Origin of the sequence: Curtobacterium sp. MCBD17_008, from assembly GCF_003234475.1 — a bacterium.
Lineage (GTDB): Bacteria > Actinomycetota > Actinomycetes > Actinomycetales > Microbacteriaceae > Curtobacterium.
In genome coordinates, this window is sequence record NZ_QKTK01000003.1 from 232,720 (window position 1) to 256,060 (window position 23,341).

The following is a 23,341-nucleotide window of genomic DNA, read 5'->3' on the forward strand; positions in this document are numbered from 1 at the left end:
CGGGCTCAGCTGGCGAGCACGCGCAGCCGGGTCAGGACGGGGTGGGCTCCGCGCCCCGGTGCAGCGCCGTCAGGTACAGCCGGTGCGCGGTGATCACCACCGCGAGCCAGGCGAGGCCGAGTGCCCACGCCGCCAGGACGTCCGTCGTCCAGTGGTGCCCGAGGAACACCCGCGAGACGCCGACCGACAGGACGAACAGCGTGCCCGCGACGATCGTCCAGACCCGGGTCACGACGCGGCTCTGGCGGAGGAGCAGCAGGTACACGATGGTGCCGACGATGACGGTGGAGTTGAGGGTGTGCCCGGACGGGAACGACGGCGAGTGCTCGTACGGCGGGACGGCGTCGGACAGGGGCGGACGGCTGCGACCGATCAGGTCCTTGCCGGCGATGGTCATCGCGAGCGACCCGGCGCTGGCGGCGACGAGCAGGACGAGCGGCGTCCACGCGCGGCGCTGGACCGTGAACCCGATCAGGAAGAACACGGCGACGATCGGCATCCCGATGGTCCCGGCGATGTCGGTCCACCACGTGACGCCCTGGTCGAGCACGGGCGAGCGGAGCGTCAGCATCCAGTCGAGCACGGGGCGGTCGAGCACGGCGACGTCGTCGGCCTCGCGCACGGCGTCGTAGACCTCGGACGCGGCCCAGGTCGCGGTCGTCGCGATGCCGATCCCGACGAGCAGCGTCAACACGAGCAACGGGAGGGCGCCGTACCGTCGACCGAGGGCGGCCCACCCGTCCGCGACCGACCGGCCGGCGCGGGTCCGCCAGCGGGTGAGGTCGACGTCGCCGACGGTCCGGTCGGCGCGCTCGCGGTCGGCGCCGCCGATCACGGGGGTCCGACCGGAGGGGGTGTCGTGCTGTTCCATCCGACCAGCCTGGACTCCCGTGGCTGTGCAGGCCCGGCCGACGGTGCGGCTACTTCGCCTCGGAGTAGGCGTCGACGACCGCCACCGACAGCGGGAAGGTGACCGGGAACCCGCCGAACATGATCCGCCCGGCGTCGACCGCGGCGGCGCGGACCTGCTCGGCCACCCACTCGGCGTCCGCGGCGGGAGCGTGCACGACGAGCTCGTCGTGCACGAAGAACACGATGTGTGCGCCGGTGGTGACGGGCCCGGACGTCCTGGTGGCGAGCCGGGTGCGGAGGCCGCCCATCCAGGAGAGCGCCCACTCCGCCGCCGTCCCCTGCACCACGAAGTTCCGGGTGAACCTGCCCCAGCTCCGGGCTCGCGACTCGACGGCCCGCTGCATGCCCGGCGACCCCTCCACCGAGTAGGCGCGGTTCCTCGCCTCGAACCAGGACGGGTCGGGGACCGGGGAGGTCCTGCCGAGCCGCGTCGTCACGGGCTCGCCGCGTTCCCCGGCCCGGGCCGCCTGCTCGACCAGGTCGAGCGCACGCGGGAAGGCCCGGGCGAGCCGCGGGACGAACCGGCCGCCCTCGCCCTGGGTGGCGCCGTACATCGCCCCGAGCATCGCCATCTTGGCCTGCTGCCGGGTCTGCACGGCACCGGACGCCACGACCCCGTCGTACAGGTCCTGCCCGTCGCCGGCGGCCGCCATGGCGGTGTCGCCGGACATCGCGGCGAGGACCCGCGGTTCGAGCTGCGCTGCGTCCGCGACGACGAGCTTCCACCCGGGGTCGGCGACCACGGCGGCCCGGACCTGCTTCGGCAGCTGCAGGGCGCCGCCGCCGTTCGCGGCCCACCGTCCGGTGACGACCCCGCCGACGACGTACTCGGGGTGGAACCGGCCGTCCCGCACCCACTCGTCGAGCCAGGTCCAGCCGTTCGCGGTGAGCAGCCGGTACAGCCGCTTGTACTCGAGCAGCGGTTCGATCGCCGGGTGCTCCAGGTGCTGCAGCTCCCACTTCCGGGTGCTCTCCACGACGAGCCCGGCCCGCCGCAGGGACCGCAGGACGTCCGCGGGTGAGTCCGGGTTGAGGCCGGGGTCGTCGAGCCGCTCGCGCAGGACCTCGGTCAGGTCCTCGAGCTTCCGCGGACGGACGCCGTACGGGACCCGTGGCCCGAGGGCGTCGGCGAGCAGGCGCTCGTGCACGTCCGTCCGCCAGGGCAGGCCGGCGTGCTTGACCTCGGCCGCGACGAGCGCGCCGGCGGACTCGGCCGCCAGCAGCAGTCGGAGCGCGCCCGGCTCGGTCGAACCGGCCACGGCGTCGAGCTGCGCCCGCAGCTCGGCGACCGGGTCGAGGTCGTCGGCCGGGGCGAGCGCGAACAGGTCGTCGTCGAAGAGCGACGCCTGCGTGGCCGGCGCTGGCCGGGCCTCCACGACGGCCGGTGCGTCCCAGCCGCTCTCCGGCGCCTGCGCGAGGGCGGACCCGCGGCTCGCCAGGGCGGTCCGGAGGACCCGGTGTCCCAGACGCAGGTCGACACAGCGGGCGACCCGCCCGCCGGCGGCGAGCACCGCGGGGTACCAGCGCGCGGTGTCGGACCAGACCCAGCGGACGCCCGGTCCGTCGGTCGCGGCGACGAAGGCCGGGAGGTCCGACTCGGCCACCCGTGTCGGCTCGCCGTCCGGCTGCCCCGCGTCCGTCAGCGGCGTCGCGGTGACGCGGCCGTCGGCGGCGGCGAGGACGAGGTGCACGGGTCGATTCTGCCGTGCGCCACCGTCCGCCCCGCACCGGGCGGTGCGCTCAGTCGCCCGGGCGGACCGCAGCGCTGTCGGCGACGTCGATGCGGACGTCGCCGGACTCGGTCTCCTCGACCTCCACGCGGGGTGCCTCGTCGTGCTCGTCGGACCCGGACATCCGGCGGAACGTGTCGTGCCGACGCTCCTCGAAGGTCATGTCGACGCCGTCGTCCAGGTGGTCTCGGTCGGGTGCGCTCATGCGGGCGACGGTACGCCGACCGGAGCGGTCCCGGCGCGCTCGGACCAGTGCCCGCCAGCGGCCCACCGCTCCTGGACCGCACGCTGGAGCCGACCCGAGGGCACCGCCCGACGCGCGGACGCCAGGTCGGTGCCGAAGACGAACTTCGCCACGGAGACGTCACCCGCCCCGTGCGGATCGGCCGGTCCCGGCAGCAGCGCGAACCGGGCTGCGAAGCGCGCGGTGTTCGACGACGGGCCGAGGACGGCAGCGACCTCGGGGTCGAGCAGCCACGACGAGCACACGAACGTGTCGACCGTGGACGCCGGGTCGAGCCGCCGGAGCACGGTGGGCGCGGCCGCGAACGACCGGTCGCATGCGTCCGGGTCGAGCGGTCCCGTCTCCGGCACGTGCACCCCCCACGCCGGCGTCCCGTCCGGCAGCCGGGCGGTCCGCTCGAACTGGAGGCGCCCCACGGCCACCACGCGGCCGGTCGCCACCTGGACGAGCCAGTCGAGACCCGTGCCGTCGAGCCCGTAGCGGCCGACCTTGCGGTCGACGTCGGCGACGCTCGCCGCGGCGTCCTCCGGGCTGCAACCGTGGGTGACGAGCCACTGCTCGGTGACCGGCAGCACCGCACGGAGGGCTCCGAGGAGGGCGGCCTCCCGGCGCGTCGGGCCGAGGTGGGCCACGGCGTCCTCGAGCGCCGGAGCCAGCCCCGCTGGTTCCCCCGGCGAGCCGACGGCGGCGGTGAGGAGCGCGACGGGGTCGGGGCGGGCCTCCCGTCCGTCGTCGGCCGGACTCACTTGAGACCGGAGGAGGCGAGCCCGTCGATCACCCGGCGCTGCAGCACGATGAACATGATGAGCACGGGCGCCATCGCCATCAGGCTCGCTGCCATCAGCACCGGGTAGTTCACGGTCCGGTCACTCGACAGCGTCGCGAGCCCGGCGGCCAGGGGCATGGCCTCGGCACGGGTCGACACCACGAGGGGCCAGAGCAGTTCGTTCCACGACCAGAGCACGGTGGTGATCGCGAGCACGCTCATGGACGGTCGCGCCAGGGGGAGCATGATGCGCCAGAACGTCTGGAACGGGTTCGCACCGTCCATCCGGGCAGCCTCCTCGAGCTCGGCGGGCATGTTGAGGAACGCGGTCCGCATCAGGAACGTGCCGAACGCGCTGAACAGCCCCGGCGCGACGATGCCGGCGAGGGTGTCGAGCCAGCCGAGTCCCTGCACGATCTGGTACTGCGAGATGAGGTAGACCTGCGACGGCACCAGCAGGATCGACAGCACGATCCCGAGGATCAGCCCACGGCCCCGGAACCGCATGCGCGCGAAGGCGTAGCCGGCGAGCGTGCACAGGACGATCTGCGCCACGGTCCGGATGAGCGTCACCCAGATCGACGTCCCGAGCTGGCTGAGGAACGGCAGCCGCTCGAACACCTGCGCGAAGTTGTCCCACTGCAGCTGACCCGGCCAGAACACCGGCGTCGGGGAGGTCACCTGCGCGTTGGTCGACAGCGACATGATGATCTGCCAGAGGAACGGGAACGCCATCACGAACCCACCCACCCCGAGCACCACGTGGATCCACCAGTGGCTGCCGCCGCGGCGACCGGGACCTGCCTGGCCACGGACCCGGCTCCGGCTGGCGGCCGAGGCGGCCGCCGAGAGCTTGCTGCCGTGCGCTTCGATGATGCCGGTCATGACTGCACCCACTTCTTCTGGACACGGAACTGGACGACCGTGATGATGCCGATGAGCAGGAAGATGACCATCGCGATCGCCGCCGCGAAGCCCTTGTCGCCGTCGACGAACCCGGAGTTGTAGAAGTAGAAGACGAGGGACATCGTCTCCGGGACCACCGGGTTCAGCGGGCCGAGGATCGCGTAGAGCAGGTCGAACAGCTGGAAGCTCGAGATGGTCGTGACGATGAGCACGAAGAAGATGCTCGGGCTGAGGAGCGGCACCGTGACCGAGCGGAACTGCCGCCACCGGCTGGCGCCGTCGAGCTCGGCCGCTTCGTACAGCTCGGGCGGGATGTCCTTGAGCCCGGCTCCCAGGATGATCATCGAGAACCCGAGCGACGACCACAGCCCGACCAGCGAGACGGCGACGAGCGCGAAGCCCGGGGTCGAGATCCAGTACGGGCCGTCGATGCCGAACAGGCCGAGGAACGAGTTCACGATGCCGAAGTCGCCGTTGAACATGATGCGCCAGACCAGGGCGATCGCCGCCGGCATCGCGACGTAGGGCAGGAAGAACAGCACGCGGTAGAACTGTGCGAAGCGCAGGCCGGGGGTGTTCAGCAGGCTCGCGAGCCAGACCGCGATCGGGATGCCGAGCAGGACGATCACGGTGTAGACGATCGTGTTGCCCAGCGACTGGTAGAGCTGCGGGTCCGCCAGCAGTCGCGTGTAGTTCGCGAGTCCGGTGAAGCTCGCTCCGCCGAACACGCCCCAGCTCGTGAACGAGTAGTAGAACGTCTGGATGATCGGCCAGATGAAGAAGGTGCCGACGCCGATGAGCAGCGGCAGGACGAAGAGCCACGGCCAGAATCCGTCGCTGCGTGGGGCCCGCGTCGGCCGCGACGGGTCGGCGGGGCGGGTCTCGGGCGGCGGGGACGCCTGCGCGGCATCGGGTCGCTGGGTGTGGATCGTCATCAGGTCGCTCCTCGGCCAGGGCGGTCGGATCGGGTGGTCCGGGTGGTGCTGGGTGCTGCGGGTGGTGCGGACGTGTGGGTGCCGGCCGGTCGGGCGTGGGGCCCGACCGACCGGCTCGTCGTCACTCCTCGGCGAGTGCCGCGTCCATCTGCTGGGCGAGTTCCTTCGTCACCTGGTCGACGGGCTCGGAACCGTCGAACGCACTCGGCAGCAGGTTCGTCTCGAGGGTGTTCCACGCGGCGGTGTTCTTCGACACCGGCAGCGGCTTGGCGTAGTCGACCGCGTCGAGGAAGACCTGCAGGTCGGCATCGGGCATGGTCTTCGTGAAGGCGTCCTGCGTGCCGGTGTAAGCGGGGATGACGGCGCCCATGTCGCCCTGCTGCTGCTGGGCGGGCTTGCTGGCCAGGTAGGCCTGGAGTGCCTGCGCGGCGGCCTTCTCCTTCGAGCCCTCCGCGACGACGTTCGAGACGCCGTGGATGACGGTCGCCTGCTCCTTGCCCTTCGGCAGCGGGTAGGCGACGACGTCCTTCTCGAGGTCGGATCCGATGAGCGCGGAGCGGAACCAGCTGCCGCCCTGGTACATCGCGACCTTGCCGGAGGTGAACCACTGGTCGGCCGTGGTGTCGGTCAGCTGCTTGATCGAGGGCGAGGCCCCGGACGCGATCAGGTCGGTCCAGAAACCGATGCCCTCCTGCGTGGCCTTCGAGTCGTACCCCGACTCGTCGCCGTCGATGACCGAGCCACCGGCCTGGAAGATCGTGTCGTAGTAGGTGGTCTGCCCGTCCATGCCCGCGGCGGCGCCGTACGCACCGTCCGACTTCAGCTTCTCGGAGAGCTCGGCACCGGTCTCCTGGAAGTCGTCCCAGGTCCAGTCCTTCGACGGCATGGCCACGCCGGCCTTCTCGAACAGGGCCTTGTTCATCCAGACGCCGATGGTGTCGAAGTCCTTCGGGACGCCGTACTGGGTGCCGTCGTACGTGTAGAGCTTGTTGAGCGCTGGCGAGTAGTTCTCCGGGTCGATCGCGCCGGACTTCACCTCGCCGGTGATCGGGGCCAGCTTGCCGTTCGCTGCGTACAGCTGGAAGTTCGGGCCGTTCATCCAGAAGAGGTCGGGGAGCGTGTTGCTCGAGCCCTGCGTCTGCAGCTTCGTGAAGTAGCTGGCGTACGGCGTGACGTCGACGTTCACCGTGATGTCGGGGTACTCCTCGTTGAACCCCTTGATGTTCGCCTTGATGGCCTTCACCTGGTTCTGGTCCCAGACGGCGTACGTCAGGTTCGCCTTCGTGTCCTTCGCGACCTCACCGGAGCCGGAGTCCGAGGACCCGGCGGAGGACTGGCTGCTGCATCCGGCGAGGAGCGCGACGGCGCTGACGGCGGCAGCGAGACCGAGCAGTGCGCGGCGGCGGCCGCGGCCCGGACGGGCGGTTGGAGCGGTCATCGGGTGGTCCTTTCGGGGACGTCGTCGCGGTCGGGAGCGGTCGCGAAGTGTCGGAGGGTTGCGTCGGGGAGGGGCGGCACGTCGATGGGGACGGAGCCGTTGCGGAGCGAGCGGGTGGCGAGTGCCCCGGCGGCGACGGCGGCGCGCGCCGCGATCGGGGACAGGGTGGTCGGCTCGCCGAACGCCAGGGAACGGAGGAACTCGGTCACGGTGAGCAGGTCGGCGTCGGCGTGGCCGTCCTCGACGCCGTCGATCGGGTACTCGACGTCCCCGGCCACGTCCCAGTTCCGGCGGTGGTTCCACACCTTGACCACGCCGCCGCCGGTGTCGCCGATGTTCTCGAGGCGCCCGTGGGTGCCGATGACCGTGTAGTTCCGCCAGTAGTCGGGCGTGAAGTGGCACTGCTCGTAGCTGGCCTGGACGCCGTTGTCGAGCGTCATCATGACCATCGACACGTCCTCGACGTCGACGACGGGGTTCAGGCCGGTCTGCTCGGCGGGCGGCCAGTTGTCGAACGAGAACCAGTCGGTCATGAGTTCGCCGCTGCGGTCCCGGCGGTCGGTGACGTCCCCGTAGACGGAGAGTGACCCCATGCCGACGACCCGGCTGGTGTAGGCGCCGGCGAGCGCGTGCACGACGTCGAGGTCGTGGCTGGCCTTCTGCAGCAGGAGCGAGTTCACCCGGCTGCGGTCGGCGTGCCAGTCCTTGAAGTAGTAGTCGCCGCCGTTGCCGACGAAGTGGCGGACCCAGACGGCCTTGACCTCGCCGATCTCACCGCGTGCGATCACGTCGAGCATCAGGCGCACCACGGCCGCGTGCCGGAAGTTGTGGCCGACGTAGAGCGGGGTGCCGGTCTCGGCGGCGGTGTCGAGGACGGCGTCGGCGTCCTCGACCGTGATGGCGAGGGGCTTCTCGAGGTAGACGGCGATGCCGGCCCGGAGCAGGTCGATCGCGATCTCGGCGTGGGTCCAGTCCGGGGTGGTGACGATCGCGGCGTCGACGGCGTTCGGGGCACCGTCGGTCCCGATCAGTGCGCGGTGTCCGTCGACGACGGTGGCGTCCGGCCAGGCCTCGGCAGCGCGCTGCCGGCCGGCTTCGGTGACGTCGGCGGCGGCCACGATCCGGGCGTCGACCCCGTCGGCGTCGAGCCCGGCGGCGGCCACGTGGTCCGCGATGTACGACCGCTGGCCGATGCCGACCACGCCGACTCGGAGTGTGCGGGTGCTCGTGGTGCTCATCTCGCTCCCTTGCGTGATTGTGACGGCCATGATGCCAAATCGATCATGAATGCACAATATGTGCTCATGGATCGCTCACGGAAGCGCGATGCGGGGGTTTTACACGCCGGTAACGTTCCCGCCCTCCGTCCGGAGGCGCGGGACGGGTCAGCGGGTCAGTCCGCGACCACGAGCTCCGTGCCGGCGGCGGCCAGGTCCGTGGCGAACGACGCCGGGACGCCACGGTCCGTGACCAGGACGTCGATGCGGTCGAGCGGGCAGATGCGGGCGAAGGTGGACCGCTCGATCTTCGTCGAGTCGGCGACCACGATCACCCGACGACCCACCGAGGCGAAGTGCCGGCTGACCTCGGCCTCCCCCTCGTGCATGGTCGTGGCGCCGTACTGCCCCGTCAGCCCGTCCACGCCGAGCACGACCACGTCCAGCGCGAACTCGTCGAGCGTGTCCCGGACCAGCGGCCCGATCAGCTCGTAGGACTGCCGACGGGCGACTCCACCGGTCACGACGATCTTGACGTTGGCGCGGACCGACAGCTCGTACCCGATGTTCAGGGCGTTGGTGACGATCGTGATGCCGTACTCGCCGTCGGCGCGGATGAAGCGCTCGCTCTTGCCCAGTTCCCGCGCCACCTCGGTCGTCGTGGTCCCGCCGTTCAGCCCGACCGTGTCGCCGGGGGCCACGAGGGCTGCGGTCGCCCGGGCGATCGCCGTCTTCGCCTCGGCCTGGCGGGCGATCTTGTACTGCAGCGGGAGCTCGTACCCGGCGCCGAGGGCAGCGGCGCCCCCGTGCGTCCGGGTGACGAGGCGCTGGTCGGCAAGCGTGGCGAGGTCGCGGCGGGCGGTGGCGGCGGAGATCCCGAGCTCGTCCCCGATCTCGGTGATCGAGACGTTGCCACGGTCACTCACCAGCTCGAGGAGGGCGTTGAGCCTCTGCTGCGGGGTCATGGCGTCATCCTACGGGCGCGTCTCCACCGGTCGCGTGATCGGAAATGACGTTTTGCACTTGCATCGAGCACGATCGATCGTCATGCTGGCCGGTATCCGATCACACGGATCGGTCCGACCGGAAGGACACCATGTCCGACACCTTCGTGGGCGCCGAGCTGGCATCGCAGCCGGACTCCTGGCGCTCCGCCGCGGCCCTGCTGCCCTCGTTCATCGACGTCCTGCCCCAGCCGGGTGAGCGCGTCGCCGTCATCGGCTGCGGCACGAGCTGGTTCATCGCGATGAGCTACGCCGTCGCCCGCGAATCAGCGGGCCTCGGACAGACCGACGCGTTCGCCGGCTCCGAGTACCCCGTCGACCGGCAGTACGACCGCGTCGTCACCATCTCGCGCTCGGGCACGACCACCGAGATCATCGACCTGCTCCGTGCCCTGCCGGAGCAGCGCACCGTGCTGATCACGGCCGTACCGGACAGCCCCGCTGCGGCGGACGCGGACGCCGTCGTCGCGCTGCCGTTCGCCGACGAGCGCTCCGTGGTGCAGACCCGCTTCGCGACCACGGCGCTCGCGCTGCTCCGCGCCTCCCTCGGCGACGACGTCGAGGGCCTCGCCGACCAGGCCGAGACCGCGCTCACCCTGCCGATCGACGACCTGCTCGACGCCGAGCAGGTGACGTTCGTCGGCCGTGGCGCCGCGGTGGGCCTGACGTCCGAGGCTGCCCTGAAGACGCGTGAGGCCGCACAGTTCTGGGCCGAGTCGTACCCGGCGATGGACTACCGCCACGGCCCGATCGCGATCGCACAGCCCGGTCGCCTGGTCTGGTCCCTCGGCGCCGTGCCGGACGGTCTCGCCGACGAGGTCGCCGCCACCGGTGCCCGCCTCGTGCACCACGACCTCGACCCGCTCGCCGGACTCGTCGTCGTCCACCGGTTCGCCGTCGCCCTCGCGGAGCGCCGCGGGCTCGACCCGGACCACCCGCGATCGCTGACCCGTTCGGTCATCCTCACCTGATGACCGCGCGCGGGGCGGTGCTCGGAGTCGACGTCGGCGGCACGGGCATCAAGGCCCGACTGACCGCGGACGACGGACTGGTGCTCGACGAGCAGCGTGTCCCGACTCCCCGCGACGACCCCGCTGCCGATGCCCTCGCCGTCGTCGTGGCCGAGCTCGCCGTGCGCGCCGGTTCGGTCGCCCGACAGCACGGCACGGGCCTCGGCGCCGTCGGCCTGGTCGTCCCCGGAGTGGTCGACGAGGCCGCCGGCCGCTCGGTGCTGTCGGTGAACCTCGGCTGGCAGGACGTGCCCGTGCGCCAGCGGGTGGCCGCGGCGCTCCGGGCGTCGGGCACCGACGTCCCGCTCGCGTTCGGCCACGACGTCCGCGCCGGGGCACTCGCGGAGGTGCGGGCCGGGGGACTCGACCGCGGCACGGTCGCGTTCGTCCCGGTCGGCACCGGGCTCGCGAGCGCCCTGGTCGTCGACGGCCGGGTCGTCAGCGGTGACGGCTGGGCCGGCGAGATCGGCCAGGTCCGCATCCCCCACGGGCCGCTCGCCGGCCTCCGGGTCGAGGAGGTCGCCTCGGCCGGTGCCGTCGCCCGCCGGTGCGGCGTACCGACCGCGCACGCGGCGATGCTCCGCGTCCGCGACGGCGAGCTCCGTGCCCGGCAGGTGTGGGACGACTGCGTCGACGTGCTCACGGACGCGCTGGCCTGGCTGACGGCCGTCGCGGGCTGTCACACGCTGGTCATCGGCGGTGGACTCGCGCAGTCCGGCCCGCTCCTGCTCGACCCGCTCACCGCGGCGCTGACGGACCGGTTGGTGGGCGTCAGGGTCCCGGCCGTCGTCGGTGCACGGCACGGCGACGCAGCTGGCGCGATCGGTGCGGGCCTCCTCGCCGAGGAGCTGCTGGAACGAGACCTGCCGACCCGCCACCGGCGGGACGACGACCGCTCGCAGCAGCACGACGACGGGCCCACGGCGGTGTCGGCGTGACGACGCTCGTCCGCGCGCCACGGGTGGTCACCGCCGAGGCCGACCTGGTCGACGGCTGGATCGCGGTGACGGGGGGTCGTGTCACCGCGGTCGGGAGCGGCCCGGCGCCGACGTCCGACCGCGTGCTCGAGGCACCCGGCACCGTCGTCCCGGGGTTCGTCGACCTCCATGCGCACGGCGCCCTCGGTCACGACTTCGCCTCGTGCTCGGCCGACGAGGCCCGCGCCGCCGCCGCGCACCACGCCGGACTCGGGACCGCGCACCTCGTCGCCTCGATCGCGACCGGGACCGTCCCGGACACGGTCGCCGCGCTCCGCCGCCTCCGACCGCTCGTCGCCGACGGGACCCTCGCCGGGCTGCACCTGGAGGGGCCGTGGCTGTCGCCCGCTCGACGCGGCGCGCACGCGGTGTCCCTGCTGCACGCGCCGACCGCCGGCGAGGTCGACCTCCTGGTCGACGCCGGCGGCGCGGCCCTCCGGGTCGTCACGCTCGCACCCGAACTCCCCGGCGCGATCGACGCGATCCGCCGACTGGTCAACGCCGGGGTCGTCGCCGCGATCGGGCACACCGACGCCGACACGGAGCAGGTGCAGCGAGCGGCCGACGCCGGCGCGACCCTGGTCACCCACCTCTTCAACGGCATGCCCCCGCTGCACCACCGTGAGCCCGGTCTGGTCGGGGTCGCCCTGGCGGACGAGCGGCTGACCGTGGAGTGCATCGTCGACGGCCACCACCTGGACCCGGTCGCCGTCGACCTGGTCCGCCGCGCCGCCGGTGACCGCATGGTCTTCGTCTCGGACGCGATGGCCGCCACCGGCTGCGCGGACGGGGCGTACCGGATCGCCGGGTCCGACGTGGTCGTCGAGGGCGGTGTCGCGATGCTCGCCGACCGGTCCTCGCTGGCCGGCAGCACCATCACCGTCGGCGACGCCGTCGCCCGGGTCCTCGCCGCTCGTCCCGACAGCGACCGTCCCGGCCACGTCCGGGAGGCCGTGGTCGCCTCGTCCGTCCGGGCGTCCGCCGTGCTCGGCCTGCGTCCACCACTCACCGTCGGTGCTGCGGCCGACCTGGTCGTCATCGACCCCGCCGGCCGTCCCGTCGTCCTGGAGGTCCCCGCGTGATCGTCGTCCTCACCCCGAACCCGGCGGTCGACGTGACCTACCGCGTCGCCGAACAGTCCGTGGGCGTCACCCAGCGCGTGCTCGACGTCGCCCGCCGACCGGGCGGGAAGGGCGTCAACGTGGCGCGGGTGCTCGACGCCGCCGGCGTGGCGACGACATCGGTCCTGCCGCTCGGCGGGACCACCGGCGCCTGGACCGCCGCGGCCCTGCAGCGCGACGGACTCGCGGTCACCGCGGTGCCGGTCGCCGGGGACACGCGCACCACGGTCACGGTCGTCGACGACCTCGTGCACCCGACGATGTACGGCGAACCCGGACCCGCGGTCACGGCGAACGAATGGGCCGCGGTGGGCGTCGCACTCCGCCGCAGCTGGGCCACGGCGTCCGCGTTCGTCGTGTCCGGGTCCCTCCCGCGCGGCACCGACCCCGACGTGGTGCGCGCCTGGGTGCGCGACGCGGTCGACGCCGGGGTGCTCGTCGTGGCCGACCTGTCGGGTCCGGCGCTGCTCGAGGCCGCGTCCGCCGGGGCGTCGATCTGCAAGCCGAACCGCGACGAGCTCCTCGACGCCACCGGCGCCCGGGACGAACGGACCGGCGCCCTCGACCTGCTCGCACGCGGAGCCGGGATGGTCGTCGTCTCCGCGGGTGCCGCGGGCATCAGTGCGCACACGCTCACCGGAGTCGTCACCGTCCCGGCCGTCCCCGACGTCCACGGCAACCCGACCGGCGCGGGCGACGCCGCGACGGCGGGGCTCGTCCTCGCCCTCACCGCCTCCGGCAGCCGCACCACGTCGGGCGCCCCGCGCTCGGACCTCCTCGGGCACGACCCCCTCGGGCACGACGTCGTCCGCCACGCCCTGCGTTCCGCCGCGGCGTACGGCGCCGCCGCGGTCCTGCGTCCCGTCGCGGGCGAGGTCGACCTCGACGCCGTCGACCGATTCCTGACCCAGCTCGACCGAACCGGGAGCACCACATGACCACCGCCCTCGCCCTCACCGGCCTCCTCGACACCGCCCGCACCGCCCGCCGGGGCGTCGGCGCCTTCAACGTCGTCCTCCTCGAGCACGCCGAGGCCATCGTTTCCGGTGCCGAGCAGGCCGGACTGCCGGTCGTCCTGCAGATCAGCGAGAACTGCATCCGCTACCACGGTGGGGTGACGCCGATCGTCACCGCGACCCAGGCGATTGCACGATCCGCCGACGTGGCGGTCCTGGTGCACCTCGACCACGTCGAGGACCGCGCACTCGTCCACGCCGGCATCGACCTCGGCGTCGACTCGGTCATGTACGACGGCTCGCACCTCGACTACGACGCCAACCTCGCCGCGACCCGGGAGCTCGCCGACGCGTGCCACACCGCCGGGATCGCGATCGAGGCCGAACTCGGCGAGGTCGGTGGTAAGGACGGTGTCCACGCACCCGGCGTCCGCACCGACCCGGACGACGCCGCCGCGTTCGTCGCGGCGACCGGTGTCGACGCCCTGGCGGTGGCCGTCGGCACCTCCCACGCGATGCAGACCCGTGAAGCGTCCGTCGACCGGGACCTGGTCGGCCGGCTGCGGGCCTCCGTCCCGGTGCCGCTCGTCCTGCACGGTTCGTCGGGCCTGTCGGATGACGAGCTCCGCGGTGCCGTCCACGCGGGCATGACGAAGATCAACATCTCCACGCACCTGAACGGCCTGTTCACCCGGGCGCTGCGGGACGTCCTCGACGACCGGCCGGACCTCGTCGACCCGCGCCGCTACGTCGCCGCGGGTCGGGACGCCGTCGCCGCCGAGACCGCCCGGCTGCTCGCGCTCCTGGCCGGCTGAGCCGGAGGAGCACCACCGGCGGACCCGCCGTCGGTCACGCGGAGCACGTCGAGCGGTCCGGTCCGCTCAGCCCCGGGTGCGGCTCGCCCAGACCACCGTCGTGCCCTTCCGGAGCACCAGGTTGCCGTCCGACTGCATCCGCAGGACCATGCCGGCTCCCCCGCGCTCCGCCGTGCCGGTGGACCACCGCGTCTGGCCGAACGGACTCGCGAGCACCAGGTCGCCGCTCGGCAGCAGCAGGAGGGACGCCCCCGCGCCACCGCCGGACCGCCGGGACAGCACCCGGTTGCCGGAGCCGATCACCAGGTCCCCGTCGAAGCGCATGGTGAGCCGCCGGCCGCCGGAGGCGTCCCGCAGCGACTGACCCGGGACGAGCGTGGCCCCGGGGACGAGCCGGTCCGCACCGGGGGCCCGGTTGTGCCACAGCACGGCACCGTCCCGTGCGGTCACGCGGACGTCGCCGGCGTCGGTCACCGTCAGACGTGCGCCGCCGGAGGTGGTCCGTGCGGACGTGGACCAGAGGACCGCACCGGACGGCGCCACGACGGCGAGCCGCCCGGTGGTGCCGAGCCGCAGACCGGCACCCGCGGCACGCCCGCTGCTCTGCCAGAGCCGGCGGCCGTTGCCCCACTCGACCAGCGAGCCGTCCGCCTGCACGTCGAGCCAGTACTGGCCGTTCGGCGAGTGGATCGACGTCCCGGACGGCATGGTCCGGGTCCCCGAGGTCACGGCCGTGGCGCCCGCTCCCGCCGCGGCCGCGGTGGTGGTCGGCCGCGTGCAGTCCGCCGCGGTCGGGAGGAGCCGTCCGAGGGCGGACCACTTCGGCGAGCCGAGCCCGGTCGCCGCGTCCCAGCCCCGGGTAGCGGGCGCGGTGCCGTTGCTGCCGGTGACGACGTCGCGGAACGCGGTCGGGTTCGCGTACAGCGCCTGGTGCACGTCGCCCACGCCGACGGCACACCCACGTGCGGTCAGCGCGACGGCGAGCTGTCCGGCCAGCACCGGGGACGCCAGGCTCGTGCCGCCGCCGAGCACGAAGCCGTGCGCCGTCGACATGTACACCGCCGGACCCTTCGCCGGGTCGGCGAGCGCGGCGACGTCGGGCAGCATGCGCTTCGTGCCGGTGATGCCGGTGCCGGTCTGCCACGCGGGCCGGGCGTAGGCCGACGACGTGCCACCGCCGCCCGCGCCGAGGGAGTTCGACCACCCGGACTCGGTCCACCCGGCCTTCGTCCTGCTGAGCGACGTGCCGCCCACGGCCACGACCGCCGGCGAGGACGCCGGGTACGAGACGTCGCGGATGGTCGTCCTCGGGCCGGTCGGGCAGCGGGCGCCGTCGTCACCGGTGGCGGCGAAGACCGTGGCGCCGGCTGCGACGATCCGCGACAGCGCCGCGTCGAGCGCCGCCCGTGCCCCGGCCGGGGTCTGTGTCTCACAGCTGCCCCACGAGATGCTGACCGCGGTGATGCCGGCGGTGCGGACGTCGTCGGCGATGCGGCTGTAGGCGTCGTAGCTGCCCTGGAACGAGTTCGGCGTGACGTACACCCGCTGACGGGCGCCCGGCGCGACGGCGAGCAGCGCCTGCTGGTCGAGCGCGACCTCGGTCTCGCCCTGGTACCCGTCGCCCCGGTGCGGGTCGGCGCCGTCGACCGCGATCTGGTCGAGTGCGGGGAGCTTCCGTCCGGTCGCCGCGGCGTAGGCGCTCAGGTCGTTGCGGTCCCAGCCGGAGAACTGCACGGTCGCGACCGTCGCGCCGGCGCCCGCCGTGGCCGACCCCGAGGACCGGTACGCGCTCGCCAGGTCGGCAGGGGCGTACCCGGCGGGGACGGCCGCGTGCGCCAGCGCCGGGCGCACGTCGAGCCCGAGCACGGCGACGACGCTCCCGCCGAAGGACTGTGGCAGGGTCGGTTCGGCGGTCGGGTGCATGCCGTCGCCGGTGCCGACCAGGTCGACGCCGAACAGGGCCTCCGCCTGGGCTGCGGTGCCGTGCGCCTCGACCTCCCACGTGTCCGGGTCGGTCACCGTGAAACCGGCGTCGGTCAGCACGGTCCGAGCGCGCGACCGGGCGTCCTCGACCGGTGCAACCGCCGCCACGGCGTCCGCGCGCTGGTCGGCGGTGTCCCCGGTGGTCGCCCCGGGGAGCGCGGTGAGGGCGGCCGGGTCGACCGGCCGGAGCACGAGCGTCAGGTCGACCGCGGTGTCGCCGGGTGTCGCGCCGACGGTGGCGTCGGCCGGGGCGGGCACGCCACCGGTCGCGGGAGCGGGCACAGCGGTGCCGGCAGCAGGAGCGGTGGTCGCGGTGGCGGCCGCAGGAGCGGTGGCGGCGGGCAGCGCCTGCGCGGGGAGCCCCGTGCCGGTGACGGCGAGCGCCACCACGACGGCGGTGGCGAGGAGGGTCGGCGTGCGGGGTGACATGAGCGATCGCTTCCGGAGGTCGGCGACGACGGCCGTCCCTGACCGTCGGTCCGAGCGGTGACGGACGCTGCACGCTAACGCGGGGCGGCACGACCGCCGCAGCCCCAGTTCCGGGGGCTGCGGCCGCGGTTCAGCAGAGCGGGACGTTCACCGCGAGACCACCCATCGCGGTCTCCTTGTACTTCGTCGACATGTCGGCACCGGTCTGCCGCATCGTCTCGACGACCTGGTCGAGCGAGACGTGGTGCACCCCGTCGCCGCGCAGCGCCATCCGGGCGGCGTTCACGGCCTTGTTCGCGGCGATGGCGTTGCGCTCGATGCAGGGGATTTGCACGAGGCCGCCGATCGGGTCGCACGTCAGCCCGAGGTTGTGCTCCATGGCGATCTCGGCCGCGTTCTCCACCTGCTCGGGGGTCCCGCCCAGGACCTCGGCGAGCCCGGCCGCCGCCATCGACGCCGCGGAACCGACCTCGCCCTGGCAGCCGACCTCGGCGCCGGAGATGGAGGCGCGCTCCTTGTAGATCGAGCCGATCGCACCGGCGGTGAGCAGGAACCGCACGACGGCGTCGTCGCGTTCCGCCCGGGACCCGCGTGCGACCGGTCCGACGTAGGTCAGGGCGTAGGCGAGCACCGCGGGGATGATCCCGGCGGCACCGTTCGTCGGCGCGGTGACGACGCGGCCGCCCGAGGCGTTCTCCTCGTTGACCGCCATCGCCGTGAGGTTCACCCACTCCATCGCGAAGAGCGGGTCGTGGTCCGGGTCGTCACGCGTGAGCTGCTCGTACCAGTCGGCCGCACGACGGCGGACCTCGAGCCCGCCGGGCAGCGTGCCGGTGCGTCGGACGCTGCGCTCGACGCAGTCCTCCATCACGGCGTGGATGCGCAGGAGCCCGGCACGGACATCGTCCTCGCTGCGGTGCGCCGTCTCGTTGGCGAGCGCCACACCGCTGACCGGGAGGCCCGTGGTCGCGCAGGCGGACAGCAGCTCGGCTCCGCTGGAGAACGGGTACGGCACCGCGTCCGTCTCGACCGGGATCGCGGTGCCGGCGACGTCCTCGCCCGGCTCCTCGTCCCCGTCGCGGGCGATGAACCCACCGCCGATCGAGTAGTACGTCTCGACGGCGGTCTCGGTCCCGGTCGCGTCGAACGTCCGGAGGCGCATCGCGTTCGGATGCCGCGGCAGCATCGTCAGCGGGTGCAGCACGACGTCGGCGAGCCGGAACGGCACGACGGTCCCGCTCGCCAGCGTCAGGCGTCCGGTGGACTCGAGGGCGGCGAGCGCGGCCGTCATCACGTCGGGGTCGATGTCCTCCGGGCGGTGCCCCATGAGCCCGACCGCGACGGCGCCGAGCGTGCCGTGTCCGTGACCGGTCGAGGCGAGCGAGCCGTAGAGGTCGACGCGGATGGACTCGACCGGTCCGTCCGCCGTCCGCGCGGCGAAGTCGGCGGCGGCGCGCATCGGTCCCACGGTGTGGGAGCTCGACGGGCCGACACCGATGCTGAACAGCTCGAAGACGGAGACCGGCACGACGACGAGCCTACGCCGTCCGGACGGGACGGCCGGGCTCCGGAGCCGGCCCCGTGCGGGCGACCCCGGGGAGGTCAGCGGCGCTTCCCCTCGGTCGGCATCACGATCCAGAGCACCACGTAGGCGATCCAGAGCGGCCCGGGGAACAGGCTCAGCAGGACCCAGAGCACGCGGACGGCGGTGCGGGACCAGCCGAAGCGGTCGGCGATGCCGGCGCAGACCCCGGCGAGCAGGCGACCGGAGCGGGGACGGTGGAGTGTGTTCGTCATGTCCCCGACGCTACGGTGTCCCGCTGCACGGCGGCACCCGGCCGGCACCCCGCTGCTGGGTGGGGGCAACCCCACCCGCGCTGCACGGGCCTCCCGGCCGTCGCCCTAGGGGAGCAGGACGATCTTGCCGCGGGTGTGCCGCTCCTCGAGCTGGGCGTAGGCGTCCTGCACCGCGTCGAGCGGGAAGGTCGCGGCGATCGGGACCTCGATCGACCCGTCGGCGACCATGTTCGCGAGTGCCGACAGGATCTCCGGGTCGGCGGTGTCCGCGCTGCCGGACGCCTTCGCGCCCACCTCGGCCGCGGCGTCGAACGCGATGACGGTCTCGATGCGGTCAGCGGGGATCCCGAGCGTGATGCCGAGGTGCACGTACTCCGGGCCGAACGTGTCGATGAGCGCGTCGATGCCGTTGGTGGCGAGTCCGCGGATCCGGTCCTCGAGGCCGTCGCCGTACGCGACCGGGCGGGCCTTCTTCTCGCGCAGCCACTCGTGGTTCGCCTCGGAGGCGATCGCGATGACGTCGACGCCCTCGTTGGTGAGCAGCTGCGTGACGAACCCGCCCACGCCCCCGGCGGCACCGGAAACGACGACGGTCTCGCCGGGCCGCGGGTCGACGGCGCGGACGGCCGCCGCGGCGGTGGTGGCGATCACGTCGAGGCCACCGGCTGCCTCCCACGAGAGCAAGCGGGGCTTCGGGACGAGCTGCCCGGCGGGGACGGAGACGTACTCCGCCTGGCTCGAACGCTCCCACGACCACCCGAGGACCTCGTCGCCCTCCTCGAACCCGTCGACGTCGAGGCCGATCGCGGCGACGGTGCCGGCGAGGTCGGTGCCCTGCCCGGACGGCAGCCGTTCGGGGTCGTGGTCGTCGACGAGGCCCTGGCGGATCGCGGTCTCGCCGGGGTTGACGCCGGCGGCACGGACCTTCACGAGGACCCGCCCGGGGGCGACCTCGGGGACGGGGACCTCGGCCACGTGCAGGACCGAACGGTCGCCCCACTCGTCGAAGCGGACGGCGCGCATGGTGTCAGGGAGAGCAGTCATCCCGCGTCACGGTACGCCAGCACGCTGTCCCGCGCCCGGAGCGACACCACGTGGACCGCTCCATCGGCGGTGTCGTGGGACACTGGCGCCATGCCCATCCTCCACAAGGACATGCAGCTGTGCATCTCGCTCGCCGCCCGTCCGAGCAACATCGGCACCCGCTTCCACAACTTCCTCTACGACGAGCTCGGCCTCGACTTCGTCTACAAGGCGTTCACCACGACGGACCTGCCCGGCGCCGTCGCGGGGATCCGGGCGCTCGGCATCCGCGGCTGCTCGGTGTCGATGCCGTTCAAGGAGGACGTGATCCCCCTCGTCGACGAACTCGAGGAGTCTGCCCGCGCCATCCGCTCCGTCAACACGATCGTCAACGACGGGGGCGTCCTCACCGCGTCGAACACCGACTACGAGGCCGTCGCGTCGTTGCTCGACTCGCACGGCGTCGACCGTTCCGCACGGGTCCTGCTGCGCGGCTCGGGCGGGATGGCGAAGGCCGTCACCGCGGCGTTCCGTGGTGCCGGGTTCGAGTGCCTGACCGTCGTCGCCCGCAACGAGGCGACCGGCAGTGCCCTCGCCGACCAGTACGGCTACGCCTGGGTCGCGGACGAGGACGGCGCCGCCGACGCCGACCTGCTCGTCAACGTCACGCCGCTCGGCATGCGCGGCGACGACGAGGCGACGCTGTCGTTCACGCCGGAACGCATCACCGCCGCGCACACGGTCTTCGACGTCGTCGCGTTCCCCGCCGAGACGCCGCTCGTCCGGGCCGGTCGGGAGGCCGGTGCACACGTCATCACGGGCGCCGAGGTCATCGCGCTGCAGGCCGCCCGGCAGTTCGAGCGGTACACGGGCGTCGCGCTGACGGCCGACCAGGTCGCCCGCGCGAGCGCGTTCTCGCGGGAGGAGTAGCGCAAGGCGCCCCCGTCGCCGCGAGACGCCGTCGCCTCGCCGAGACGCCGCCGGATCCGGCGGCGTCTCGCGCAGGCCGCGGCGTCGCACGCGGACGGGGGCGTCCCGGTGCTCGGCAGCGTCAGTGGCTGCGCGCGCGCCCCGCGGCGACCCAGCCGAGTCGGCGGGCGGTCTCGTGGTTCCGGAACCAGATGCCGGGCTGCGCGATGAAGCCCGGGACGAGCGACCCGGGGCCCTTCACCGGGTTCTCGCGGATCGTCACACGGCAGCCGCGCGGGTGCGGCTCGACGTCGACCTCGACACGCGCCTCACCGACCGGCCAGCCCCGCGCCTGGATCACCATGTGACGTGGCTCGTCGTACTCGAGGACGGTCGTCGTGTCGTTGATGACGAACGGCCAGACGCCGAACGAGTGGTGGATCTCCGTGCCGACCGCGGGCCACCCCGGGTCCTCGCCGCGCATCCGGGACGCGCCGACCACCCACGTCGGGTAGAGCCAGCCGTCGCGGAGGACGTCGAAGACCTCTTCGGGGGTGCAGTGGATGATCCGGACGTTCTTCGCCATGTCAGCTCCTCGGTGCCAGGTCGACGTCCGCCGGCAGCCCGTAGGTGTGCCGGAGGGCGCTCTTCGCCGCGTGCCAGCCTGCCATGCCGTGCACCCCGGGCCCGGGAGCCGCGGACTGCGAGGCCAGGTACATGCCGCCGCCCATCCGCCACGGGTCGCTCGAGAGCACGGGACGCTTGACCAGCTGCCAGAAGCTCGCGGCACCGGAGGCGATGTCGCCGCCGGCGTAGTTCGGGTTGTACTGCGCCATGTCCGCCGCGGTCCGGCTGTTCGTCGCCACGATGGTGTCCCGGAAGCCCGGGGCGAAGCGCTCGATCTGGCGGATGACGGATTCCTGGTGGTCGACGGTCGAGCCGGCCGGGACGTGCGCGTACGCCCAGAAGACGTGACCGCCCTCCGGTGCCCGGCCCGGGTCGACGACGGTCGGTTCGGAGCCGAGGACGTACGGGCGATCGGGGTCCTGCCCGCGGGCGACCTGCGCCTCGGCCTCGGCGATCTCGGCACGCGTGCCGCCGATGTGCACGGTGCCGGCGCGTCGGAGCTCCCGGTTCGTCCACGGCACCGGCTCGGACAGTGCGAAGTCGACCTTGGCCGCTGCGTTGCCGAACCGGAACCGACGCAGGGCCCCGCGCTTCGGTGTCGGCAGCTGGTCCCCGGCGATGGCGAGCATGGTGGGGACGCTCGTGTCGAAGAACACCGCCTTGGCCGGGGTCAGGTCCCCGAGCGCGTGCACTTCGCGACCGGTCTCGATCGTGCCGCCGTGCGCGACGAGGTCCGCGGCGAGCGCGTCGACGATCGCCTGGCTCCCGCCGATGGGCACCGGCCACCCGCGGGCGTGGGCGTAGACGCCGAGCGAGAGTGCCGCGGCGGCCGTGGCGAGCGACGGCATGTGCTGGATGGAGTGCGCCGCGACGCCGCTGATCATCGCCGGGGCGACCTCGTCGCGGAAGCGTGCGTTCCACGCGCGGGTCCCCTGCTCGAGCGCACGGAGTCCGAAGCGGGCGACGGTCACCGGGTGTCGTGGCACGTGCAGCAGGGCGTCGGTGGCGAAGTCGGACACCTGGTCGGCGTTCCGCACGAGCGGGGCCATGAGCTGCCGGTAGGCGCGGCCGTCGAGGCCCAGGGCGTCGGCGGTCCGGTCGAGGTCCTGGTACGCGATGCCGGCCCGGCCACCGTCCAGGGGGTGGCCGAACTGCACCTCGGGCAGGCGGAGCTCGATCCGCTGCTCCATGCCGAAGGCCCGGAAGAACTCGGACTGCAGCGCCATGGGGTGCACGGCCGAGCAGACGTCGTGCAGGTAGCCCGGGAGGGTCAGTTCCTTCGTCCGGGCACCACCGCCGATGGTGTCGTTCCGCTCGACCACCTCGACGCTGAGCCCGGCGCGGGCGAGGGTCACCGCCGCGGCCAGCCCGTTCGGTCCGGCTCCGACGACCACCGCATCAACCATGCGGGTGAGCCTACGGAGCGGCGGCTGGACGTGGTACCGGCACCCGGTCAGCTCGTGGTGGTGTCCGCCTCGGCCGGGTCCGTGCCGTCGTCCGACCCGTCCACGTCCGTCGGGTCGTCGTCGCCCACCGGCCGGCCCGTGCCCACCGGGTGCTCGGCGACCAGGGCCGCGAAGTCCTCGTCGAGGAGCTGTTGCACGCGCTCCTCCCGCCCGATCTCGTAGTCGTCGGCCGGCCGCTGCGCCCACCCGAGTCGTCCGACGACCGTGGTGCCGATGTCGTCCCAGGCCCGGGCCCGGGCGGCCAGCACGATGCCGTCGACGAAGTACTGGTCGTCACGCCGGGCGTCGAGCCGCTCGGCGAGTTCCTCGTAGGTGGCCTCGCGCGTCCGGAGCTTCAGGTCGTCGCCGCGGCGGTAGTCGTGCTGGTGCTGCGAGCGGCCTCCCTGCTTGCTCGACCGGACCCGGATCGTCCGCATCCGCTCGGCGTCGGCACGCTGCTCCTCGGCCATCCGGTGCAGTTCCTGGCGGGCGGCGTCGGCGATGAGGGCGTGGTCGAAGTACCCCTGGTCGCGTAGGGCGTTCGTGATGATGCGGTTCGCCACGGCCACGGTGACGGCGGCCTTCGCGATGAGGAAGCCCTCGTCCACGGCGCGCTTCAGTTCGACCTGGCTGACGGGTCGGTCGCGCACGTCGGGCTTGCGTCGTCCGAACAGTGCCATGCGACGACGATACCGGCGACGGACGACGGTCCGCCCGGAGACGGACACGGATCACCGTCTGGAGGGACGCCACTGGTCCGCCCCGCCCGTACCGTCGAGGGCATGGTCATCACGGACGACTCCCAGCGCACCGACCTCGGCACCGCGAGCCTGGTGCTCGGCATCTGCTCACTGCTCGCGGGCTGGACGTTCGTCGCCCCCGTCGTCGGGCTCTGCCTCGGCATCGCGTCCCGCGGTCGGGAACGCGCCGCCCGCGGCCGTGCCGGGTGGGGGATCCTGCTGAACCTCGTCGCGCTGGCCTTCTGGATCCTGCTGTTCGTCTTCGGGCTCGGGCTGGGTGTCCTCGCCACCTGGCAGTCGGTCGTCCAGGGGTCGTGACGGACGGGAGGCGCGGTGCCTGCTGGCACCGCGCCTCCC

General features: G+C 73.3%; 23 protein-coding genes. 7 read left to right on the forward strand and 16 right to left on the reverse strand.

Annotated features, from left to right (window positions below; all coding sequences use genetic code 11):
• Positions 1 to 31: 31 nt before the first annotated feature.
• The 9 genes from DEI95_RS04580 to DEI95_RS04620 all read right to left on the reverse strand — a co-directional run bounded on the left by DEI95_RS04580 (position 32) and on the right by DEI95_RS04620 (position 9,113).
• Complete coding sequence (locus tag DEI95_RS04580; protein WP_111059506.1) at positions 32 to 871, reverse strand: phosphatase PAP2 family protein; 840 nt, start codon at positions 869 to 871, stop codon at positions 32 to 34.
• A gap of 49 nt (positions 872 to 920) precedes the next feature.
• A complete protein-coding gene (locus DEI95_RS04585) occupies positions 921 to 2,603 on the reverse strand; it encodes a bifunctional 3'-5' exonuclease/DNA polymerase (RefSeq protein WP_111059507.1) in 1,683 nt (560 codons plus the stop codon).
• A gap of 49 nt (positions 2,604 to 2,652) precedes the next feature.
• A complete protein-coding gene (locus DEI95_RS04590) occupies positions 2,653 to 2,847 on the reverse strand; it encodes a multidrug transporter (protein WP_110824332.1) in 195 nt (64 codons plus the stop codon).
• The gene (locus tag DEI95_RS04595) at positions 2,844 to 3,632 is read right to left on the reverse strand and encodes a hypothetical protein (RefSeq protein ID WP_111059508.1); all 789 of its coding nucleotides are present in this window, start codon (positions 3,630 to 3,632) and stop codon (positions 2,844 to 2,846) included. Before DEI95_RS04595 ends, DEI95_RS04590 begins: the two co-directional genes overlap by 4 nt.
• Complete coding sequence (locus DEI95_RS04600) at positions 3,629 to 4,537, reverse strand: carbohydrate ABC transporter permease (RefSeq protein WP_181436192.1); 909 nt, start codon at positions 4,535 to 4,537, stop codon at positions 3,629 to 3,631. The genes DEI95_RS04595 and DEI95_RS04600 overlap by 4 nt, the downstream gene beginning before the upstream one ends.
• Entirely contained in the window at positions 4,534 to 5,493 is a 960-nt protein-coding gene (locus DEI95_RS04605) for a carbohydrate ABC transporter permease (RefSeq protein WP_110824334.1), read from the reverse strand. Before DEI95_RS04605 ends, DEI95_RS04600 begins: the two co-directional genes overlap by 4 nt.
• Before the next feature lie 121 nt (positions 5,494 to 5,614).
• Entirely contained in the window at positions 5,615 to 6,931 is a 1,317-nt protein-coding gene (locus DEI95_RS04610) for a sugar ABC transporter substrate-binding protein (protein ID WP_111059509.1), read from the reverse strand.
• Positions 6,928 to 8,169 (reverse strand): Gfo/Idh/MocA family protein, encoded by a 1,242-nt coding sequence (locus tag DEI95_RS04615; RefSeq protein ID WP_110889341.1) that lies wholly within the window; start codon positions 8,167 to 8,169, stop codon positions 6,928 to 6,930. The genes DEI95_RS04610 and DEI95_RS04615 overlap by 4 nt, the downstream gene beginning before the upstream one ends.
• 155 nt (positions 8,170 to 8,324) lie before the next feature.
• Complete coding sequence (locus tag DEI95_RS04620; RefSeq protein ID WP_110824337.1) at positions 8,325 to 9,113, reverse strand: DeoR/GlpR family DNA-binding transcription regulator; 789 nt, start codon at positions 9,111 to 9,113, stop codon at positions 8,325 to 8,327.
• 131 nt (positions 9,114 to 9,244) lie between these two features.
• Here DEI95_RS04620 and DEI95_RS04625 point away from each other — a divergent pair, with 131 nt between their 5' ends.
• The 5 genes from DEI95_RS04625 to DEI95_RS04645 are packed head-to-tail and all read left to right on the forward strand — an operon-like array spanning position 9,245 to position 14,031.
• Positions 9,245 to 10,123: an SIS domain-containing protein gene (locus DEI95_RS04625; protein ID WP_110889342.1), complete on the forward strand. Its 879-nt coding sequence runs from the start codon at positions 9,245 to 9,247 to the stop codon at positions 10,121 to 10,123.
• Positions 10,123 to 11,100 carry an ROK family protein gene (locus DEI95_RS04630; RefSeq protein ID WP_110824339.1) on the forward strand — a complete coding sequence of 326 codons (978 nt, stop codon included), beginning with the start codon at positions 10,123 to 10,125 and terminating at the stop codon, positions 11,098 to 11,100. The genes DEI95_RS04625 and DEI95_RS04630 overlap by 1 nt, the downstream gene beginning before the upstream one ends.
• Positions 11,097 to 12,221 carry an N-acetylglucosamine-6-phosphate deacetylase gene (nagA, locus tag DEI95_RS04635; RefSeq protein WP_111059510.1) on the forward strand — a complete coding sequence of 375 codons (1,125 nt, stop codon included), beginning with the start codon at positions 11,097 to 11,099 and terminating at the stop codon, positions 12,219 to 12,221. The genes DEI95_RS04630 and nagA overlap by 4 nt, the downstream gene beginning before the upstream one ends.
• The gene (locus DEI95_RS04640; RefSeq protein ID WP_111059511.1) at positions 12,218 to 13,198 is read left to right on the forward strand and encodes a 1-phosphofructokinase family hexose kinase; all 981 of its coding nucleotides are present in this window, start codon (positions 12,218 to 12,220) and stop codon (positions 13,196 to 13,198) included. Before nagA ends, DEI95_RS04640 begins: the two co-directional genes overlap by 4 nt.
• The gene (locus DEI95_RS04645; RefSeq protein WP_111059512.1) at positions 13,195 to 14,031 is read left to right on the forward strand and encodes a class II fructose-bisphosphate aldolase; all 837 of its coding nucleotides are present in this window, start codon (positions 13,195 to 13,197) and stop codon (positions 14,029 to 14,031) included. Before DEI95_RS04640 ends, DEI95_RS04645 begins: the two co-directional genes overlap by 4 nt.
• Positions 14,032 to 14,097: 66 nt before the next feature.
• On the opposite strand, the gene DEI95_RS04650 is transcribed toward DEI95_RS04645, so the two are convergent.
• From DEI95_RS04650 to DEI95_RS04665, 4 genes are all read right to left on the reverse strand, one after another.
• On the reverse strand, positions 14,098 to 16,443 hold the full coding sequence (locus DEI95_RS04650) for a S8 family serine peptidase (protein ID WP_111059513.1): 2,346 nt from the start codon (positions 16,441 to 16,443) through the stop codon (positions 14,098 to 14,100).
• A gap of 130 nt (positions 16,444 to 16,573) precedes the next feature.
• Positions 16,574 to 17,971 (reverse strand): L-serine ammonia-lyase, encoded by a 1,398-nt coding sequence (locus DEI95_RS04655; protein WP_111059514.1) that lies wholly within the window; start codon positions 17,969 to 17,971, stop codon positions 16,574 to 16,576.
• 74 nt (positions 17,972 to 18,045) lie between these two features.
• Entirely contained in the window at positions 18,046 to 18,240 is a 195-nt protein-coding gene (locus DEI95_RS04660; RefSeq protein WP_110824345.1) for a PspC domain-containing protein, read from the reverse strand.
• A gap of 105 nt (positions 18,241 to 18,345) precedes the next feature.
• Positions 18,346 to 19,284 carry an NADP-dependent oxidoreductase gene (locus DEI95_RS04665; protein WP_110824346.1) on the reverse strand — a complete coding sequence of 313 codons (939 nt, stop codon included), beginning with the start codon at positions 19,282 to 19,284 and terminating at the stop codon, positions 18,346 to 18,348.
• 90 nt (positions 19,285 to 19,374) lie between these two features.
• On the opposite strand from DEI95_RS04665, the gene DEI95_RS04670 reads away from it, so the two are divergent.
• A complete protein-coding gene (locus tag DEI95_RS04670) occupies positions 19,375 to 20,193 on the forward strand; it encodes a shikimate 5-dehydrogenase (protein WP_111059515.1) in 819 nt (272 codons plus the stop codon).
• A gap of 121 nt (positions 20,194 to 20,314) precedes the next feature.
• Here DEI95_RS04670 and DEI95_RS04675 read toward each other — a convergent pair whose 3' ends face one another.
• Genes DEI95_RS04675 through DEI95_RS04685 form a run of 3 tightly spaced genes read right to left on the reverse strand, consistent with a single transcriptional unit; the run spans position 20,315 to position 22,924 of the window.
• A complete protein-coding gene (locus DEI95_RS04675; protein ID WP_110824348.1) occupies positions 20,315 to 20,758 on the reverse strand; it encodes an SRPBCC family protein in 444 nt (147 codons plus the stop codon).
• Position 20,759: 1 nt separating this feature from the next.
• Positions 20,760 to 22,205 (reverse strand): NAD(P)/FAD-dependent oxidoreductase, encoded by a 1,446-nt coding sequence (locus tag DEI95_RS04680; protein WP_111059516.1) that lies wholly within the window; start codon positions 22,203 to 22,205, stop codon positions 20,760 to 20,762.
• A 47-nt stretch (positions 22,206 to 22,252) separates the two neighbouring features.
• Complete coding sequence (locus DEI95_RS04685; RefSeq protein WP_111059517.1) at positions 22,253 to 22,924, reverse strand: hypothetical protein; 672 nt, start codon at positions 22,922 to 22,924, stop codon at positions 22,253 to 22,255.
• A gap of 102 nt (positions 22,925 to 23,026) precedes the next feature.
• Between DEI95_RS04685 and DEI95_RS04690 the strand changes: the two genes are divergently transcribed.
• Complete coding sequence (locus DEI95_RS04690) at positions 23,027 to 23,302, forward strand: hypothetical protein (protein WP_111059518.1); 276 nt, start codon at positions 23,027 to 23,029, stop codon at positions 23,300 to 23,302.
• Positions 23,303 to 23,341: the final 39 nt, after the last annotated feature.